The organism is Microbacterium oxydans (genome assembly GCF_000956525.1).
In the GTDB taxonomy this organism is placed as follows: Bacteria; Actinomycetota; Actinomycetes; order Actinomycetales; family Microbacteriaceae; genus Microbacterium; species Microbacterium oxydans_A.
In genome coordinates, this window is record NZ_JYIW01000025.1 from 286,029 (window position 1) to 304,640 (window position 18,612).

Genomic DNA, 18,612 nt, shown 5'->3' on the forward strand with positions numbered 1-18,612 from the left:
CATCACGAAGGGAGCACTCGTGCTCACATTCCCTGACGGCTTTCTCTGGGGTGCCGCGACCGCGGCCCATCAGGTGGAGGGGAACAACACGACCAGCAACTGGTGGGCCATGGAGCACGCTCCCGGTTCGTCGATGGTGGAGCCGTCGGGCGACGCCGCAGACCACTTCCACCGGTACCCGGAGGACATGCGGCTGCTCGCAGCGGCCGGCCTGAACTCGTACCGCTTCTCGGTGGAGTGGGCGCGCATCGAGCCGGAGCGCGGCTTCGTCTCACGGGCGATGCTCGACCACTACCGCCGCATGATCGACACCGCGCGCGAGAACGGGCTCGACCCGACCGTGACGCTGATGCACTTCACGGTGCCGCAGTGGTTCCAGCAGGACGGCTTCTGGCGAGCGGATGACGCGGTCGACCTGTTCTCCCGCTACGTCGAGACCGTGCTGCCGATCCTCGACGGCGTGAAGTACGTCTGCACCATCAACGAGCCGAACATCGCTGCGATGCTCGCCGGGGGAGAGGATGCTGCGAACCTCGTGGCGTACGGCCTCCCGAACCCCGACCTCGCGGTCGCCGACACCCTGCTCGAGGCCCACCACCGGGCATCCGAGCTCGTGCACTCGGTCTCCGGCGCCCAGGCCGGCTGGACCATCGCGACGCAGGCGTTCCACTCCACCGGCGAGCCCGGCGCCGACGAGATGGTCGCGGAGTACGGCGACCCGCGCGACCACTGGTACCTGGAGCAGTCCGCCGGCGACGATTTCGTCGGCGTGCAGGCCTACACCCGCACCTTCATCGGCCCCGAGGGTCCTCGCCCGGTGGCTGACGACGTGGAGACCACGCTCACGGGGTGGGAGTTCTTCCCCGAGGCGCTCGAGATGGGTGTGCGCAGCGCATGGGAGCGCAGTGGCGGCGTGCCGGTGCTCGTCACCGAGAACGGCATCGCGACGGCGGACGACACGCGTCGCATCGCCTACACGCAGGGCGCTCTGGAAGGACTGCACCGTGCGATCTCGGACGGCATCGAGGTGCGGGCCTACCAGCACTGGAGCGCGCTCGACAACTACGAGTGGGCGAGCGGTTTCGCGCCGACGTTCGGTCTGATCGGGTTCGACCACGAGACGTTCGAGCGTCACCCGAAGCCCTCGCTCGCCTGGTTGGGCGAGGTCGCGAAGCGCAACGGCCTCTGAATCCCATCCTGTGACATCCGCTGACGGAGCCTTCTCGACCCGGGGCTCCGTCAGCGGCGTACGCTCATGACATGACGCACGCGACGCAGCCGGTGGCCCGGCCACGCGAGAACCCCATGCGGCGCGACCTGGCCAGTGCAGCGCTCGCCGGACTGGCTGCGGCGACGCTCGGCGTCGGTCTCGGTGAACTGGCCGCGGCCATCATCGATCCGAGTTCGAGCCCGTTCGCGGTGATCGGCGGCGGGTTGATCGACCTCGCGCCGAGCTGGGCGAAGGACACGGCGATCGCTCTCTTCGGCACTGGTGACAAGGCTGCACTGCTCGTCGGGATCGGCATCGTGCTCGCGGGCGTCGCGGCGCTCGCCGGCATCCTCGAGCTGCGCCGGCCGGGTGTCGGCGCAGCGATCTTCGGGGTCCTCGGCGCCGTCGCCGTCGTCACGGCGCTGACCCGCGCGAACGCGGGACCGTACGCCTGGGCGCCAGGAATCGTCGCCGGCGGCATCTCCCTGATCTTCGTGCGGACGCTGACGCGTCGACTCCGCCCCGTCGCCGGCTTCGCTCCCGACCACGACGACCGTCGCCGCTTCCTCGTCTGGACGGCCGGTACCGCGGCTGCCGGGCTCATCGCGCTCGCGGTCGGCAACATCGCCAGCGGCGCCTCCCGCTCGATCGAGGCGGTCCGCTCGGCCCTCCGGCTGCCCAAGGCGACGAGCCCTGCGGCTGCTGTGCCTGCGGCGGCCGAACTGGGCATCCCGGGCCTCGCTCCCGTCGTCACCCCGACCACGGACTTCTACCGGATCGACACCGCACTCGTCCTGCCGCGGGTGGATCCGGCCGACTGGTCGCTCCGCATCCACGGCATGGTCGACCGCGAGGTGGTGGTCACCTGGGACGAGTTGCTGGCGCTGCCCATGACCGAGTCGTACGTGACGCTCGCCTGCGTCTCGAACGAGGTGGGCGGCTCGCTCATCGGCAACGCGCGCTGGCTCGGGTATCCGATCCGCGAGCTGCTCGCCCGCGCCGGCGTGCAGTCCGATGCCGACATGGTGCTCTCGACCTCGATCGACGGGTTCACGGCATCTTCCCCGCTCGAAGCGCTGACCGATGACCGCGACGCGCTGCTGGCGATCGGCATGAACGGTGATCCACTGCCGATCGAGCACGGCTTCCCGGTGCGGATGGTCGTGCCCGGGCTGTACGGCTACGTGTCCGCGACGAAATGGGTCACCGAGCTCGAGGTCACCCGGTTCGACGAGGCCATGGGGTATTGGACCCCGCGCGGGTGGTCGGATCACGGTCCGATCAAGCTGCAGTCGCGCATCGACGTCCCGCGCGGGGGTCGGGTCGTCGAGGCCGGCGATGCGGTGATCGCGGGCATGGCCTGGCAGCAGCAGGTGGGCGTCGCCGGCGTCGAGGTGCGCGTCGACGGTGGATCCTGGCGTGCCGCCGATCTCGCGACCGCCATCTCGACCGACACCTGGGTGCAGTGGAGCATCCCCTGGACGGCCGAGAGCGGCTCGCACACGATCGAGTGCCGGGCGATCAGCGCCGACGGCGACACGCAGACCGACCAGCCGGCCGCGCCTGCGCCCGACGGCGCCCAGGGCTGGCACCGGGTGGATGTGACGGTGAACTGAAGGCGGTCCGCGACCGTACCCGGACGGCGTCACACCCACCGGTATCCCACCTAGAATTGTCCCCATGCCCGCAGGCGAATCCTTCTACATCACCACGCCCATCTACTACCCCTCCGATGTGCCGCACATCGGCCACGGGTACACCTCGGTGGCGGTCGACACCCTCGCCCGGTGGCACCGTCAGGCGGGCGACGACACCTGGATGCTGACCGGCACCGACGAGCACGGGCAGAAGATGCTGCGCGCCGCGGCCGCGAACAACGTCACCCCGCAGGAGTGGGTGGACAAGCTCGTCGGCGAGGCATGGTTCCCGCTGCTGGAGACGCTCGACGTCGCGAACGACGACTTCATCCGCACCACGCAGGAGCGCCACGAGACCAACGTGCAGACGTTCTTCCAGCGACTCTACGACCGCGGCTACATCTACGCCGGCGAGTACGAGGCGCTGTACTGCGTGGGCTGCGAGGAGTTCAAGCCCGAGTCCGAGATCGTCGACGGCACCGGGCCCTTCGAGGGTCTCAAGGTGTGCGCGATCCATTCGAAGCCGCTCGAGCTGCTGCAGGAGAAGAACTACTTCTTCAAGCTGAGCGAGTTCCAGGACCGCCTGCTGGAGCTGTACAAGACGCAGCCCGATTTCGTGCGCCCGGATTCGGCACGCAACGAGGTCGTCTCGTTCGTGTCGCAGGGGCTCAAGGACCTCTCCATCTCGCGGTCGACGTTCGACTGGGGCATCCCGCTGCCGTGGGACGAGTCGCACGTGATCTACGTGTGGGTCGACGCGCTGCTGAACTACGCCACCGCCGTGGGGTACGGCTCCGATGAGGAGACGTTCGCGCGGCGCTGGCCCGCCTACCACGTGGTCGGCAAGGACATCCTGCGCTTCCACGCCGTGATCTGGCCGGCCATGCTGATGGCTGCGGGCATCGACGTGCCGAAGGGCGTCTTCGCGCACGGGTGGCTGCTGGTCGGCGGCGAGAAGATGTCGAAGTCGAAGCTCACCGGCATCGCGCCGACCGAGATCACCGACGTGTTCGGATCCGACGCGTACCGGTACTACTTCCTGTCGGCGATCGCGTTCGGGCAGGACGGCTCGTTCTCGTGGGAGGACCTGTCCGCGCGGTACCAGTCCGAGCTCGCGAACGGCTTCGGCAACCTCGCATCGCGCACCACGGCGATGATCCAGAAGTACTTCGAGGGCGTCGTGCCGACGGCAGCGGACTACACCGAGCAGGACCTCGCGATCCAGAAGATCGTCGCGGATGCCGCGAGCGGTTCGGATGCCGCGATCGAGCAGTTCCGCATCGATGAGGCCATCTCGTCGATCTGGACGATCGTCGATGCGCTGAACGGGTACATCACCGAGAACGAGCCGTGGGCGCTGGCCCGCGACGAGGCACAGCGCGGACGCCTGGGTACCGTGCTGTACACCTGCGCTGAAGGGCTGCGCGCTCTGGCTGTGCTGCTCTCACCGGTCATGCCGCAGGCGACTGAGAAGCTCTGGGTCGCCCTCGGCGCCGCGGAGAGCCTCGGCGCTCTGCAGGACCAGCCGATCCGCGAGGCCGGAGCCTGGGGCGTGCTGCGCCCCGGCACGAGCGTCGACGCGCTCGCGCCGCTGTTCCCGCGCGTGGAGTCCACCGCCTGAGCCATGGCTGAGACGTATGTACGCGAGCGTTCGGGAGACGGCCGCAAGGATCTGAAGTATCCGGCCGCCCCCGAGCCGCTCGCGGTGCCGGTGTACGACAACCACGCGCACCTCGAGATCCTCGACGGCGATCAGCCGCTGACGCTGACCGAGCAGTTGGACCGAGCGCAGGCCGTCGGCATCGCCGGGGTGATCCAGGCCTCCGGCGACATCGAGTCGTCCCGCTGGGCGGTGGAGGCGGCGGCATCCGACTCCCGCGTGCTCGCTGCCGTCGCGATCCACCCGAACGATGCGCCGACGTACGCCGAGGAGGGTCGTCTGGCCGAGGCGATCGCCGTGATCGATGAGCTTGCAGCGCATCCCCGGACCAGGGCGATCGGCGAGACGGGGCTCGATTTCTTCCGCACGGAGCCGGAACGCCGCGGCCCGCAGTTCGAGTCCTTCGAGGCGCACATCGCGATCGCGAAGGAGCACGGTCTCGCGATGCAGATCCACGACCGTGATGCGCACGACGCCGTGCTCGAGACGCTGACGCGCGTCGGTGCCCCCGAAACGACCGTCTTCCACTGCTTCTCGGGCGACGACGCGATGGCGCGGATCTGCGCGGATGCCGGCTACCACCTGTCCTTCGCCGGCAACGTCACGTTCAAGAACGCCCAGAATCTGCGCGATGCCCTGAAGGTGACACCGCTCGACCGCATCCTCGTCGAGACCGACGCCCCGTTCCTCACACCGGTGCCCTTGCGCGGTCGCCCGAACGCGCCCTATCTCGTCCCACTCACGGTGCGATTCATGGCCGCAGAGCTCGAACTCGACGTCGACGAGCTGTGCGCGCGGCTCGCCGAGAACACCCTGCGCGTCTACGGCGCCTTCGACTGAGTGATGTCGGAGATCGGCTTCCACACGAACACGAGCGTGAGGGCCGCTCCGGCGAAGGCGAACCACCATGGGCCGGTGAGTCCCCAGATCTCGGCGATCACGCCGCCGATGGCCTGACCGATCACCATGCCGCCGAACACGCCGACCATGTTGACCGAGGCAACCCGACCCTGCAGGGCAGGGGGGACCAGGCGCTGCCGCACGGTGGTCGAGATCGTGCCCCACACGAACGCGTAGGCGCCGAAGAAGAACATGATCACCAGCGCCACCCACCCGGTCGTGGTGAGCGCGAAGGACAGATGCATGAGCACTTCGAGCGAGAGCACGACCCGCATGAGGGTCGCGAACGACACGTGGCGCTCGAGCCAGCCGAAGCTCACGGTCGCGAGCAGTCCGCCGACGGCCGAGGCCGTCGTGAGCGCGCCATAGCCGACCGCGCCCATGTGCAGGTGCTCGGTCGCGTAGAGCACGAGCACGCCCCAGGGCGCGGCCCAGGTGACGTTGAAGAGCAGGATGATCAGCACCAGCATCCGCACCGGGGGATTGCGCCAGAGCCAGCGCAGCCCTTCGGCGATGTCGGTGTGGACTGGGGGATGCCCGACCTCCTGGGTCTCTGAGCCTGTCGAAGGGCGCGGCGGCACCGGCGTCTTCGCCATGCGGGAGATCAGCACGACGGCGAGGCTCACGCACACCACTTCGAGCAGGAACGGCCAGGCGGTGCCCGCAGCGAAGAGGAAGGCGCCGAGCGGCGGGCCAGCGAACTGGTTCGCGACGAGATAGCCAGCCTGCAGCCGTGCGTTGCCGATGCCGAGGTCAGAAGGTTCGACGAGCATCGGCAGCAGCGTGCTGCCAGCGGTGTCGACGAACACCTCTGCCGTGCCGTACAGGAAGGCGACGGCGAGCACGACCCAGATGTTCGCGACGCCGGTGACCAGGAACACGCAGAGCCCGGCGAGCACGATCGCGCGAGCGGCATTCGCGAACATCACCAGTCGCCGCCGGTCGAAACGGTCGGCGATCGCGCCCGCGTGCAGCCCGAACAGCAGCCACGGGAGGAACTGCAGGATCGCGCCGGCCGCGACCAGCAGCGGCGACGACGTCATCGACGCGATCAGCAGGGGAGCAGCCGCGAGAGCCACCCCGTCGCCCACGTTGCTGGTCCACGATGAGGCGAGCAGCCACCGGAAGTCTCTGCCCATGCGGCGCGGGGCGACGAGCTCACCGAGGGAGGGCATCCCCAGAGACTAGCCGCCGCCGGGGACATCGCTCTCGGTAGGGGACAATGGAGCAATGACCGTCACGCTGCTCGGCGCAACCGAGATCCGCCGCCTCGCCACCGAGCTCGACGTCACCCCGACGAAGAAGCTCGGCCAGAACTTCGTGGTCGACGCGAACACCGTGCGGAAGATCGTGCATGCCGCCCGCGTGCAGCCGGGGGAGCGCGTGGTCGAGGTCGGCCCAGGGCTCGGCTCATTGACCCTCGCGATCCTCGAGGCGGGAGCATCCGTCACGGCCGTCGAGATCGATCACCGTCTGGCCGCCAGGCTCGCGCAGACGGCTGCAGAGCACGGTGTCGAGGACGGCAGGCTCACGGTCGTCGACGCGGACGCGCTCCGCATCACCGAACTGCCAGGCGAGCCGACGGTGCTCGTGGCGAACCTGCCCTACAACGTCTCGGTGCCGGTGCTGCTGCACTTCCTCGAGCATTTCGCCTACCTGCAGCGCGGCGTCGTGATGGTGCAGGCGGAGGTGGCGGAGCGCATCGCCGCGAAGCCAGGCTCGAAGATCTACGGCTCGCCGAGCGTGAAGGCGGCCTGGTACGGCGACTGGCGGCTGTGCGGGAACGTCTCGCGCCAGGTGTTCTGGCCCGTCCCGAACGTCGACAGCCTGCTGGTCGGATTCGACCGGTCCGCAGGCGAGCGCGGCAGCGAGGACGAGCGCCGACGCACGTTCCAGATCGTGGATGCCGCGTTCAACCAGCGACGCAAGATGCTTCGTCAGGCCCTGTCGTCGCTGTTCGGCAGCTCCGCGGCGGCATCTGAGGTGCTGATCGGCGCCGGAGTCGCCCCGACCGCCCGAGGCGAGGACCTCACGGTCGAGGACTATCACCGTATTGCGCTGTATGCCGCGACGACGGGCGCGATGGGCGACAGGGACTAATCTGGCACCGTGACCGACTCGCCCCGCTTCAGCCCGAACGTTCCCGAACTGCACCGCCCGTACGCCGCTGATGAGGCCCGCTATCAGCAGTTCGCCTACCGCCAGGTCGGGTCGTCCGGCCTCTTCCTGCCGCCGATCTCGCTCGGCCTGTGGTGGAACTTCGGCGACAACATCCCGCTCGACAACCAGCGCGCGCTGCTGCGTCACGCGTTCGACAACGGCATCACGCACTTCGACCTCGCCAACAACTACGGCCCGCCATACGGCTCAGCCGAGAAGAACTTCGGGCGCATCTTCGCCGAGGACTTCCGTCCCTACCGCGACGAGCTGATCATCTCGTCGAAGGCCGGCTGGGACATGTGGCCCGGCCCGTACGGCGACTTCGCGAGCCGCAAGTACATCCTCGCGAGCGCCGAGCAGTCGCTGACCCGCATGGGGCTCGACTACGTCGACATCTTCTACTCGCACCGGGTCGACCCGGTGACGCCGATCGCCGAGACCGTCGGTGCGCTCGACACCCTGGTCCGCCAGGGCAAGGCGCTCTACGTCGGCATCTCCTCCTACAGCGCCGAGCGCACGCAGGAGGCCGTTGACGTGGCCAAGGAGCTCGGCACGCCGCTGGTGATCCACCAGCCGGCGTACTCGATCCTCAACCGCTGGGTCGAGGACGGACTCGACGACACGCTGCAGGCCAACGGCCTCGGCGCCATCGCCTTCACGCCGCTCGCGCAGGGACTCCTGACCGACAAGTACCTCGGTGATGGCACCGCTGACCGTGCGCAGCAGCGCGGTTCGCTGCCGGAGGGGCGACTCTCGGACGACGCCGTGCAGACGCTGCGATCGCTGAACGAGATCGCCCGCGAGCGCGGTCAGTCCCTCGCCCAGCTCGCCCTGCAGTGGACGCTGCGCAATCCGGTCGTCGCCTCGGCGCTGATCGGGGCATCGCGCACCTCACAGCTCGATGAGAACCTCGCCGCGGTCAACGGCCCGCCGCTGACCGCGGAGGAGCTGGCGCGCATCGACGAGCTCGCCGGTTCCATCGACGTGAACCTGTGGGCGAAGTCCTCGGAGCTGTGACGGTCGTCGGATCATGAGCGTCTTCGCGTCGACCGAGTCCGTGCATGTGCGGGCGCCGGGGAAGATCAACCTCTACCTCGGCGTCGGCGGACGCCACGACGACGGATACCACGCGCTCGCGACGGTGTTCCAGGCCGTCTCGCTGTATGAGGACGTGATCGCGCGCCCGGCCGACGACTTCTCGATCACGGTGTCGGGCGTCGACGACGTCGATTCGGTGCCGCTCGATGATCGCAACCTCGCGATGCGCGCGGCGAAGCTGCTCGCCACCGCCACCGACTACGACCGGGGAGTGGCACTCGAGGTCCGCAAGAGCGTGCCGGTCGCGGGTGGCATGGGCGGTGGGTCGGCGGATGCCGCGGCCGCGCTCGTCGCGTGCGACGCGCTGTGGGGCACCGGCCTCTCATCGACGCGGATGCATGAGCTCGCGGCGCGGCTCGGCGCCGATGTGCCGTTCGCGCTGCACGGCGGCACCGCGGTGGGCACAGGGCGCGGTGACCAGCTGAATCCCGCGCTCGCGCGTGGCCGCTTCGACTGGGTGCTCGTGACGAGCGAGCAGGGTCTCTCGACGCCCGTCGTCTACGGACGGCTCGACGCGCTGCGCGAGGAGGAGGGGATGCTCGCGGATGATCCGCCGATGTCGCTCGATGTGCCGATCCCGGTGCTCCAGGCGCTGCGCGCGGGTGACCCGGCGCTGCTCGCCGAGTCGCTCCTGAACGATCTGCAGGCGGCGGCTGTCTTCGAGCGCCCTGATCTCGATGCGACCATCCAGGACGGTATCCGAGCCGGCGCGCTGCACGGCATCGTCTCGGGCTCGGGTCCGACAGTGGCGCTGCTGTGCGCGGATCCGGAATCCGCGCAGGATGTGCAGTCGGTGCTGCAGCGGTCCGGTCGTGAGGCATTGCATGTGCACGGCCCGGTGCCGGGTGCGCGCATCATCCGCTGACGTCGAACGATTCGAAGAGGTCGAACGGTCCGAAGGGGGTCGAAGCGGGCAGGCCCCTCTCGGGATGTCCGGTTCCCCAACCGATTCCCGAGAGGGTGCTCACCACAAGGGACGTGGTGGTCTGCCTCACTTCGTGGTTCCGCGCCCCAGACGCATCCCCGTGTAGCCCCAGCTACGCCTCAGAGACTAGCGCCATTTTTCTTGTCCCCCAAATGGGGGACAAAGAAATCTGCTGAGAGTTCGCTGTGCGTCGCGATTCAGGTGCCTCGGCGAAGCTGCGGACGTGCGTTTCGAGCAGGTGCACCCATGACAGGATCGCGGTGAAGCCGATCGCCTCGAACACGGTGAGGTTGATGAGACCGAAGCTCATCGCCCCGAGACTGAGCACCAGTGCGCTGCCGGTGATGATGGCGAGCACGCTCAGCAGCCGCGACAGGGAGCGGAGATAGATGCGGTGCGCGATCAGCAGGGACAGGAACGAGACGATCATCCCGTTCGACGAGATGTCATGCGCGAGCTTGTCGACCGAGAGCGGGAAGACGCCGATACCGGCCAGGCTGAGACCGAGCGTGACGCCGAAGAACGGGATCACCCGTGCCGCACGACGCTGCTCTTTCGTGGCGATCAGCGGCGACCGCAGGAACCAGATGCGCATCATGACGCCGCCTGACGCGATCGAGACGCCGCCCATGATGGCCCCGCCGTTGAACAGCATCGCCGAGAAGTCGCCGGTCATGCCGAGGCGGCTGAAGTACAGCTCCCACCACTCGGGTTCGGTCGTCGTCAGGGTCGCTGCGATGATGCCGGCCAGCAGCAGAAGTGCGCCGGTAAGGGTGAGTGAGGTTCGCTTCGCGGAGCTCATGGCTGTTCCTGTCGCCATACGCTCGACGGCAGGCCAGGACGAAGTTGAGTCCTTCCTCAGGCGAGCGTTCATCGGGTGCAGGGTCGGAGACGCCCCGCTGGGTGAACTCAGTCTAGCGATAAGTTCCGGGTCGCACCGGATTTCTCTTTTCGATGGACGGTCCACGGCCGCCCTCCTCGATGCCCATGCGTGCCGCTGCGTCGGCGGAACGGTGTGCGGGAACGCGGCGCTGAGTACATAATGATGTGGGGATGTGACCGTGCACATGCAGCAAGGAGGCCGTGATGTCGAACGGCTCTGAGCGTGCCCGCCTGCCGAGCATCCGTGATGTCGCCCGTCTGGCGGGTGTCTCCCACCAGACCGTCTCGCGGGTGCTGAACGATCACCCCAGTATCCGGCCGGAGACCAAGGCCAAGGTCCTCGATGCGATCTCGGTGCTGGACTATCGCCCGAACCTCGCCGCGAGAGCACTGGTGACGAGCAAATCGAACATGCTCGGCATCCTGTCGGCGACGATCGGCGAGTTCGGACCGACCTCGTCGATCGCGAGCATCGAGAACGCGGCGCGCGAGGAGGGGTACTCGGTCTCCACCCTGAACCTCTCTGACACCACGCCGGAGGCGATCGGCAATGCCGTGCGTCAGCTCGGCCGAGAGCAAGTCGACGGCATCATCGTGCTCGCACCGCAGGTGCGCGTCTTCCATGTCCTGCGCGGCATGGATGTGTCGATCCCCTTCGTGACGCTGCAGACGGCGTCCGGTTCCGACGGCGTGAGCCTCTCGGCCGATCAGGTCGCAGGCGCTCGTGCTGCCACGGAGCACCTCATCAGCCTCGGCCACACCGACATCGTCCATCTCGCCGGTCCCCAGGACTGGATCGAGGCGGAGTCCCGGATGCGCGGGTATCTCGACGCGTTGCGTGAGGCGGATCTGCCGACATTCCCGCCGATCCGCGGCGACTGGACCGCTGACTTCGGGTTCTTCGCCGGCCAGGAGTTGGCGCGCCGCCGCGACTTCACCGCGGTGTTCGCGGCGAACGACCTCATGGCGATCGGGCTGCTGCACGGGTTCCGCTCCGCCGGGGTGCGCGTGCCGGATGACATCAGCGTCGTCGGCTTCGACGATGTGCCCGTCGCCGCACACGTGGCCCCGACGCTCACCACCGTGCACCAGGAGTTCCCGGAACTCGGACGTCGCGCCGTCAAGATCCTGCTCGCGCAGATCCGCGGCGAGCAGGTGCCGACGTTTGGTCCACTGCAGACAACACTGCGCCTGCGCGAGTCGTCCGGATCACGGTAACGACACAAAATCTCCGTCCGGACTTGACACCGTCTCGTCATCATTGGACGATGTAATCCAATGTGAACGGTCACATCGAAGGTGACCGCACGTCGCGAGGAAGATCCGTGAGCACCACAGCAACGTTGCCGACTGTTTCAGGCCCGATCTTGGAGATGCGCAGCATCACCAAGGAGTTCCCGGGGGTGAAGGCTCTCTCTGACGTCTCCATCACCGTTCGGACTGGCGAGATCCACGCCATCTGCGGCGAGAACGGCGCCGGCAAGTCCACCCTGATGAAGGTCCTGTCCGGCGTGTACCCCTACGGGTCGTACGAGGGCGAGATCCTGTTGTACGGCGAGGAGCAGCGCTACCGCGACATCGCGGCCAGCGAGGCCGCCGGCATCGTCATCATCCACCAGGAGCTGGCGCTCATCCCCGAGCTCTCGGTCACCGAGAACATCTTCCTCGGCAACGAGATCCGCCGATTCGGCCGCATCGACTGGCAGGCGCAGAAGCAGCGCACGATCGAGCTGCTCGCCCGTGTCGGCCTGAGCGAGGACCCCGACGTGCAGGTGAAGACGCTCGGTGTCGGCAAGCAGCAGCTGATCGAGATCGCGAAGGCCCTGAACAAGGACGTCAAGCTCCTGATCCTCGACGAGCCGACCGCCGCGCTCAACGAGAACGACTCGCAGCACCTGCTCGACCTCATCCTGGGGCTGAAGGCCAAGGGCATCGCGTCGATCATCATCAGCCACAAGCTCAACGAGATCGAGCAGATCGCCGACGAGATCACGATCATCCGCGACGGTCGCACGGTCGAGACGCTCGACATCTCGCGTGGCGAGATCAACGAGGACCGCATCATCCGCGGCATGGTCGGTCGCTCGCTCGAGAGCCGCTACCCCGACCGCACGCCGGAGATCGGCGAGGTCTTCTTCGAGGTCAAGGACTGGTGGGTGCAGCATCCCACCGTCACCGAGCGCATGGTCGTGAAGGGTTCGAGCCTGAACGTCCGTCGCGGCGAGGTCGTCGGCATCGCTGGCCTCATGGGCGCCGGGCGCACCGAGTTCGCGATGAGCATGTTCGGTCGCTCCTACGGCACGTTCCTGTCGGGCACGATGATCAAGGACGGCCAGGAGATCGCGCTCCCCGACGTCGCCGCCGCGATCAAGCACGGACTCGCCTATGTGAGCGAGGACCGCAAGGTGCTCGGACTCAACCTGCTCGACACCATCAAGCGCGCCACCGTCTCTGCGAAGCTCTCCAAGATCGCCCGCCGCGGTGTCGTCGATCCGCGTGCCGAGTACGCGATCGCTGATCAGTACCGCAAGGCCCTGCGCATCAAGACGCCCTCGGTCGAAGAGGGCGTCGGCAAGCTGTCGGGCGGCAATCAGCAGAAGGTCGTCCTGGCGAAGTGGATGTTCACCGATCCGGACCTGCTGATCCTCGACGAGCCCACCCGCGGCATCGACGTGGGCGCGAAGTACGAGATCTACGCGATCATCAACGAGCTCGCGTCGCAGGGCAAGGGCGTCATCGTCATCTCGAGTGAGCTGCCTGAACTCCTCGGCATCTCCGACCGCATCTACACCGTCTTCGAAGGTCGGGTCACCGACTGCATCCCGGCCGACCAGGCGACACCCGAGGCACTCATGCGCAGCATGACCTCCGCGACTCAGAAAGCATCCGCATGACCACTGAATCGACCACCGCGAAGCGCGGGTTCCACTTCAAGGACATCACGAAGATGTTCGGCGGTGGGCAGTCCACGCTCCGTCAGTTCGGCATCCTCGGCAGCCTCGTCGCGATCCTCGTCGTGTTCCAGCTGTTGACGTTCATCTTCAAGGGCCAGGGACTCACGCTGTCCTCCGGAAACCTGATCAACGTCGTCAACCAGTACTCGTACATCCTGATCCTCGCGATCGGCATGGTGATGGTCATCATCATGGGCCACATCGACCTGTCGGTCGGATCCGTCGCCGCGTTCACCGGCATCATCGTCGCGAAGGCGATGGCGGACTGGAACCTCCCTTGGCCGCTCGCGATCGTGCTCGGCCTCGGCGTCGGCGTGCTGGTCGGCGCGTGGCAGGGCTTCTGGGTGGCCTATGTCGGGGTGCCTGCGTTCATCGTGACGCTGGCCGGCATGCTCTTCTTCCGAGGGGCGAACCAGTGGGTCGGCGACTCGCAGTCCATCCCGGTCCCCGACGGCTTCAAGATCATCGGTGCCGGTTACCTGCCCGAGATCGCACTGCCGCTGCCGTTCAACATCCCCACCATGCTGCTGGCGCTCGCCGGTGTCGCCTGGATCGTGATCTCGGAGATCCGTACCCGTCGGGCGCAGCGCAAGATGGGCTCCGACATGGCGCCCGGCTGGGTGAGCATCCTCAAGGTCGTGCTGATCTCGGTCGTCATCCTGATCGCCGGCTGGCTGTTCGCGACCGGGCGTGAGGGAACCAGCTTCCCGATCTCCGGCGTGATCCTGCTGCTGCTCGTCATCCTCTACACCTTCATCACCAGCAACACCGTGTTCGGTCGTCACATCTACGCCGTCGGTGGCAACCGCCAGGCCGCGCGCCTCTCGGGTGTGAAGGACCGCTGGGTCGACTTCTTCGTCATGATGAACATGTCGGTGCTCGCGGCTCTCGCCGGCATGATCTACGTCTCCCGCGCCACGGCCTCCGGTCCGCAGGACGGCAACGGCTGGGAGCTCGACGCGATCGCCTCGGTCTTCATCGGTGGAGCCGCGGTCTCCGGTGGTATCGGAACGGTCATCGGATCGATCATCGGTGGTCTCGTGATGGCGTTCCTCAACAACGGACTCGCGCTGCTCGGCGCCGGTGCCGACGTGGTCTCCATGATCAAGGGCCTCGTGCTCCTGATCGCGGTCGGCGTCGACGTCTGGAACAAGCAGCAGGGTCGCCCCTCGATCATCGGGTTCATGACGCGCCGGTTCGGCCGCAAGGAAGACCCGGCACTCGAGACCTTCGACCCGAAGGCGAACTACCCCACAGGTCAGAAGTACGAAGCCCCCGCCGTCGACGAGACGCGCGGAAAGTAGGGGTCGAGTCGCGTGCCCGCGTGACAAGACCTTCACACACCAGAGAAAGAGATCACATGAAGAAGATTCTTCTGACGGCGACAGCGCTTGTCGCCGTGAGCGCATTCGCTCTCACCGGCTGCTCCTCGGAGCGTGGCGGAGACACCGGCACCGGTGCCGGCGAGGAGACCGCGAAGGGCTTCGCCGCCGACGCCACGATCGGTGTCGCACTGCCGGACAAGACCTCGGAGAACTGGGTCCTCGCGGGCCAGCTGTTCACCGATGGTCTCGAGAAGGCCGGGTTCAAGGCGGACGTGCAGTACGCGCCGGCCAGCAACACGGTCGCCGAGCAGCAGAACCAGATCCAGGCCATGGTCACCGGTGGCGCGAAGGTCATCATCATCGGCGCGAAGGACGGCAAGCAGCTGTCCACGCAGGTCGAGGCCGCTCGTGACGCAGGCGTCACGGTCATCGCGTACGACCGTCTGATCGAGAACACCGAGGCCGTGGACTACTACGTGGCCTTCGACAACTTCAAGGTCGGTCAGCTGCAGGGTCAGGCTCTGCTCGACGGTCTCGCCGAGCGTGCAGGTCACGAGGCTCCGTACAACATCGAGCTGTTCTCCGGTTCGCCGGATGACGCCAACGCTCCGGTGTTCTTCAACGGTGCGATGGACGTGCTCCAGCCGAAGATCGACGACGGCACGCTGAAGGTCGTGTCGGGCCAGACCGAGATCGCTCAGACGGCGACCGAGGGCTGGAAGCCGGAGAACGCGCAGCGCCGTATGGACTCGCTGCTCACCTCGTCGTACGGTTCCGAGACGCTCGACGGCGTCCTGTCCCCGAACGACACCCTCGCCCGCGCCATCATCACCTCGGTGCAGCAGGCCGGCAAGCCGGTTCCGGTCGTCACGGGTCAGGACTCCGAGGTCGAGTCCGTCAAGTCGATCATGGAGGGCATCCAGTACTCCACGATCAACAAGGACACCACGCTCCTCGTCGAGCAGTCGATCAAGATGGTCGGCCAGCTCCAGAAGGGCGAAGAGGTCGACGTCAACGACACCGACCAGTACGACAACGGCAAGAAGGTCGTCCCGGCCTACCTGCTCGACCCGATCATCGTCACGAAGGCGAACGCGGCCGAGGCATACGCCAACGTCCCGAGCCTCCTCGAGATCGTGAAGTCGTACCAGTAATCAGTGCATGACCCGCGAGGCCTGTGCTTCGCGGAGGACGAGCCGTCCGGACCACGTGTCCCGGGCGGCTCGTTCGTGTTTCACCCCCAGAGCGGGTCGTCGGGGTGCGGGGAGTCCGTGCCGTCCGCGTCGGTCATGATGCGCGCAACGCCGATCCACGACGTCAGCGGCGCCTCGTGGAGGATGTGCGGGGGCGCTGGGCCGAAGGCGCCGGGGGTCGTGACGGCATCCAGCGGCTGGTCGCTCGCGAAGATGACGACGTTGCCGAGGGGGCCATCCTCATCGCTCGGGTCTGCTGCGAGGACGACGGCGACGTGGGCGAACACGGAGCGCAGGGTCGCCGCCTGTCGCCGTGCGTACTCGAACGGATGCCCGTCGAGCAGGTTCACTGCGACGACTCCCGCGCCGGCTGAGCGTGCGGCCACTCGGCGGTAGAACTCCTGGCTGGCCACGCGATGCCGGATGATCGCGGCATCCCACAGGTCGACCACCGTGAAGGCTGCGTTCACCCAGTCGGTGGGGACCGCGGTGGGAGCCGTCTCTCGGGCGGCACTATCCGGGGCGGGCCCGGAGAGCGCGGGGGATGAATCCTCGTTCGGGAGCGCTGCGTCTGCGACCGTCCGAGCATCGCCGAAGATGACGCGGACGTCAGAGCCGGAAGGCAGGGGGAGTGCCGCGACCACCGCGTCGTAGAGCGCCGGTTCGAACTCGACCACGAGCTGCGGTGATCCGGCTCGCGTGGCCTCGACGTAGCGCGCGAGCGTGAGTGCGCCGGCTCCCAGGTGCACGGTGAACAGTGGGGCGCCGGGCTCAGCGGCGGCATCCATCGCTCGGGCGATGTGCTGGGTGTACCCATACTCGAGCGCGGTGGGCTCGGTCATCGAGACGACGGACTGCGCAATGCCGTCGGCGCTGAGCGTGTAGCGACCGTGTCGCCGTCTCGACTGCACCAGCTTCGCCGTCCGATCAGCGAGTGGGAGCGAGAAGACGCGGCGATTCCAGAGCACTCGTCGAGTGTAGGTCGAACGACGTGCACGGGGAGGCTGCCAGGTGTGCGGACCCCGTCCGTCGTGGGCGTGGGCTGTGGGCTGTGGGCTGTGGGTCGTGGGGTGTGGGTTGTGCGTGCTCAGAACGGTGCGAGTGTCGATGCGGATGTGTCGGACCCGGTCGGGTCGGCCTCGGTCGGGTCGGATCTGTTCGTGTCTGACGCAGTCGTGTCGGACCTGTTCGTATCGGACCCGTTCGTGTCGGACCCGGTCGGTGTGAAACGCACAGTGTTCTGGCGCGGTGGGCGGTCGACGTACACGCTGCCCGTCGGACTCCGCCACTCCAGGACGCCGCCCGCCGCCTGCACCACCTGCCAGGGGGAATGGTGTTTCATCATGTGATGCCGCCGACAGAAGTGGGCGAGGTTGTCGTCGCACGTGGGTCCGCCCTCGGCCGTCGCATGGTTGTGGTCGATGTCGCATTTGCGCGCGGCGAGCCCACACGTCGGGAATCGGCACCGCTGGTCGCGTGCGCGCAGATGCCGTTTCAGCTGATCGCCCGGTCGATAGCGGTCGACGGCGAGCAGCGCTCCGCTGATCGGATGGGTCAGCACCCGGTCCCACCCTGACGCAGCCCCGGCGATCGTCCTGGCGGTCCCGACATCGACCGGGCATTGCCCGTCGAGTTCAGCCGGGGGCGGGTCGTCTCGGCCGCAGCCACCGCCGATCAGTGTCAGGACCGGCACGGTCACCTCCACGCGAGCGTGAATCGCGCCGAGGAGTGCGTCTTCCGAGTCGTGGCCCGTGGGTGCGCCGGTGAGGACGAGGTCGGCGACCAGGTCTGCCCGAAGCTGGTCGACAGTGCGCTCGTCCGTGGGTTCGACGGTGCGCTCGTCCGCGGGGTCGACGGTGCGCTCGTCCGCGGGGTCGACGGTGCGCTCGTCCGCGGGCTCGGAGCTGTGGTCGTGGGCGCTGGCATCCGCATCCTCGCCGTTCTGTTCGTTCGACCCCTGTGCCTTCGTCCTGCGCTTGCTCTCCTCACGAACGCGATGCGCCATCTGCGACAGACGGTCGTACATCCCGTGAATGAGTGTCGAGGGGCCGTGCACGCCGAGCTCGGACATTCCATCGTCGAGGTCCTTCACCCAGACGCGTCGCTGCTCCCTGGCGTCGCGATGCCGCTCCGTCAGGGAGCGCGACTGGTACTGCTCGGCGATCCTGCGCGCATCGCGCCGCAGTCGGTTGGGCGACTCGACCTCCGCGACCGCCAGCACCTCGACCGCGTAGGCAGCCCGATCGCGGGAATCATCGAGCTGCGACCCTGCGTCGACGATGACTCGCGCATGCGCTGCCGTGATGCGACCGGCGCCCTGTGCAGCCCACACCTGCGGCAGGTCTTTCACGAGACGCGACGCAGCCGCCATCCGGTGCTCGATCGTGCGATCACTCACACGCTGCGCCGCACCGATCTCGGCGGCCACCGCACGCATCGCCATGTCGCCGTAATCGGGATGCTCGGCACCCTGTGCGATGTCGATCGCCAGCTGCGAGGCCATCGCGAGCATGCCGTCTCGAACCGCCTGCATGCCGCTGATCGTCTCTTCCGCAGCCTGCAACCCGGACACCAAATCGGCGAGCATCGCCATCTGGGAGTCGGTTGCGTCGAGCAGTGCGGTCATGAACACAGTCCATCACCGGCCACCGACATTCGAACACAACTT

At 67.5% G+C, this 18,612-nt stretch carries 15 protein-coding genes; 11 read left to right on the forward strand and 4 right to left on the reverse strand.

All coding sequences use genetic code 11. From position 1 onward, the window contains the following. Positions 1–19 precede the first annotated feature (19 nt). The 4 genes from RS83_RS11710 to RS83_RS11725 all read left to right on the forward strand — a co-directional run bounded on the left by RS83_RS11710 (position 20) and on the right by RS83_RS11725 (position 5,347). Entirely contained in the window at positions 20–1,189 is a 1,170-nt protein-coding gene (locus RS83_RS11710) for a glycoside hydrolase family 1 protein (protein ID WP_045279688.1), read from the forward strand. 71 nt (positions 1,190–1,260) lie between these two features. Next, the gene (locus tag RS83_RS11715) at positions 1,261–2,826 is read left to right on the forward strand and encodes a molybdopterin-dependent oxidoreductase (RefSeq protein WP_197072118.1); all 1,566 of its coding nucleotides are present in this window, start codon (positions 1,261–1,263) and stop codon (positions 2,824–2,826) included. Positions 2,827–2,890: 64 nt separating this feature from the next. After that, positions 2,891–4,468, forward strand: a complete 1,578-nt coding sequence (gene metG / locus RS83_RS11720; protein ID WP_045279690.1) for a methionine--tRNA ligase — start codon at positions 2,891–2,893, stop codon at positions 4,466–4,468. A gap of 3 nt (positions 4,469–4,471) precedes the next feature. Continuing rightward, a complete protein-coding gene (locus tag RS83_RS11725; protein ID WP_045279691.1) occupies positions 4,472–5,347 on the forward strand; it encodes a TatD family hydrolase in 876 nt (291 codons plus the stop codon). On the opposite strand, the gene RS83_RS11730 is transcribed toward RS83_RS11725, so the two are convergent. Further along, a complete protein-coding gene (locus RS83_RS11730; RefSeq protein ID WP_045279692.1) occupies positions 5,329–6,582 on the reverse strand; it encodes an MFS transporter in 1,254 nt (417 codons plus the stop codon). The two genes, RS83_RS11725 and RS83_RS11730, sit on opposite strands and share 19 nt — an antisense overlap. Positions 6,583–6,637: 55 nt before the next feature. Between RS83_RS11730 and rsmA the strand changes: the two genes are divergently transcribed. From rsmA to RS83_RS11745, 3 genes are read left to right on the forward strand one after another with little or no spacing between them, the layout of a single operon-like run. After that, entirely contained in the window at positions 6,638–7,507 is an 870-nt protein-coding gene (gene rsmA / locus RS83_RS11735) for a 16S rRNA (adenine(1518)-N(6)/adenine(1519)-N(6))-dimethyltransferase RsmA (RefSeq protein WP_045279693.1), read from the forward strand. A gap of 9 nt (positions 7,508–7,516) precedes the next feature. After that, positions 7,517–8,584, forward strand: a complete 1,068-nt coding sequence (gene mgrA, locus RS83_RS11740) for an L-glyceraldehyde 3-phosphate reductase (RefSeq protein WP_045279694.1) — start codon at positions 7,517–7,519, stop codon at positions 8,582–8,584. Between the two features lie 13 nt (positions 8,585–8,597). After that, positions 8,598–9,530 (forward strand): 4-(cytidine 5'-diphospho)-2-C-methyl-D-erythritol kinase, encoded by a 933-nt coding sequence (locus RS83_RS11745; protein ID WP_156153193.1) that lies wholly within the window; start codon positions 8,598–8,600, stop codon positions 9,528–9,530. A 172-nt stretch (positions 9,531–9,702) separates the two neighbouring features. Here the strand turns inward: RS83_RS11745 and RS83_RS11750 are convergent, their stop codons facing one another. After that, positions 9,703–10,392: a DUF998 domain-containing protein gene (locus RS83_RS11750; RefSeq protein ID WP_045279696.1), complete on the reverse strand. Its 690-nt coding sequence runs from the start codon at positions 10,390–10,392 to the stop codon at positions 9,703–9,705. Positions 10,393–10,676: 284 nt separating this feature from the next. On the opposite strand from RS83_RS11750, the gene RS83_RS11755 reads away from it, so the two are divergent. The 4 genes from RS83_RS11755 (at position 10,677) to RS83_RS11770 (ending at position 15,905) form a co-directional block, all read left to right on the forward strand. Further along, a complete protein-coding gene (locus RS83_RS11755) occupies positions 10,677–11,690 on the forward strand; it encodes a LacI family DNA-binding transcriptional regulator (RefSeq protein ID WP_045279697.1) in 1,014 nt (337 codons plus the stop codon). 155 nt (positions 11,691–11,845) lie between these two features. Beyond that, positions 11,846–13,366, forward strand: coding sequence for a multiple monosaccharide ABC transporter ATP-binding protein (gene mmsA, locus RS83_RS11760; protein WP_045279698.1), 1,521 nt, complete (start codon positions 11,846–11,848; stop codon positions 13,364–13,366). Further along, positions 13,363–14,730, forward strand: coding sequence for a multiple monosaccharide ABC transporter permease (mmsB, locus tag RS83_RS11765; protein ID WP_045279699.1), 1,368 nt, complete (start codon positions 13,363–13,365; stop codon positions 14,728–14,730). The genes mmsA and mmsB overlap by 4 nt, the downstream gene beginning before the upstream one ends. 56 nt (positions 14,731–14,786) lie before the next feature. After that, complete coding sequence (locus RS83_RS11770) at positions 14,787–15,905, forward strand: sugar-binding protein (RefSeq protein WP_045279700.1); 1,119 nt, start codon at positions 14,787–14,789, stop codon at positions 15,903–15,905. Between the two features lie 80 nt (positions 15,906–15,985). Here RS83_RS11770 and RS83_RS11775 read toward each other — a convergent pair whose 3' ends face one another. Together RS83_RS11775 and RS83_RS11780 are read right to left on the reverse strand one after the other, a co-directional pair. Continuing rightward, positions 15,986–16,912: a spermidine synthase gene (locus RS83_RS11775; protein WP_045279701.1), complete on the reverse strand. Its 927-nt coding sequence runs from the start codon at positions 16,910–16,912 to the stop codon at positions 15,986–15,988. A gap of 119 nt (positions 16,913–17,031) precedes the next feature. Continuing rightward, positions 17,032–18,570 (reverse strand): HNH endonuclease signature motif containing protein, encoded by a 1,539-nt coding sequence (locus tag RS83_RS11780; protein ID WP_052679093.1) that lies wholly within the window; start codon positions 18,568–18,570, stop codon positions 17,032–17,034. Between the last annotated feature and the right edge of the window lie 42 nt (positions 18,571–18,612).

Bases quoted from the DNA above. Each gene is read 5' to 3' on its own strand.
- RS83_RS11750 (WP_045279696.1), bottom strand. From the start codon at position 10,392: ATGAGCTCCGCGAAGCGAACCTCACTCACCCTTACCGGCGCACTTCTG.
- RS83_RS11770 (WP_045279700.1), top strand. From the start codon at position 14,787: ATGAAGAAGATTCTTCTGACGGCGACAGCGCTTGTCGCCGTGAGCGCA.
- metG (WP_045279690.1), top strand. From the start codon at position 2,891: ATGCCCGCAGGCGAATCCTTCTACATCACCACGCCCATCTACTACCCC.
- RS83_RS11730 (WP_045279692.1), bottom strand. From the start codon at position 6,582: ATGCCCTCCCTCGGTGAGCTCGTCGCCCCGCGCCGCATGGGCAGAGAC.
- RS83_RS11755 (WP_045279697.1), top strand. From the start codon at position 10,677: ATGTCGAACGGCTCTGAGCGTGCCCGCCTGCCGAGCATCCGTGATGTC.
- mmsA (WP_045279698.1), top strand. From the start codon at position 11,846: ATGCGCAGCATCACCAAGGAGTTCCCGGGGGTGAAGGCTCTCTCTGAC.
- RS83_RS11780 (WP_052679093.1), bottom strand. From the start codon at position 18,570: ATGACCGCACTGCTCGACGCAACCGACTCCCAGATGGCGATGCTCGCC.
- mmsB (WP_045279699.1), top strand. From the start codon at position 13,363: ATGACCACTGAATCGACCACCGCGAAGCGCGGGTTCCACTTCAAGGAC.
- RS83_RS11745 (WP_156153193.1), top strand. From the start codon at position 8,598: ATGAGCGTCTTCGCGTCGACCGAGTCCGTGCATGTGCGGGCGCCGGGG.
- rsmA (WP_045279693.1), top strand. From the start codon at position 6,638: ATGACCGTCACGCTGCTCGGCGCAACCGAGATCCGCCGCCTCGCCACC.
- RS83_RS11715 (WP_197072118.1), top strand. From the start codon at position 1,261: ATGACGCACGCGACGCAGCCGGTGGCCCGGCCACGCGAGAACCCCATG.
- RS83_RS11725 (WP_045279691.1), top strand. From the start codon at position 4,472: ATGGCTGAGACGTATGTACGCGAGCGTTCGGGAGACGGCCGCAAGGAT.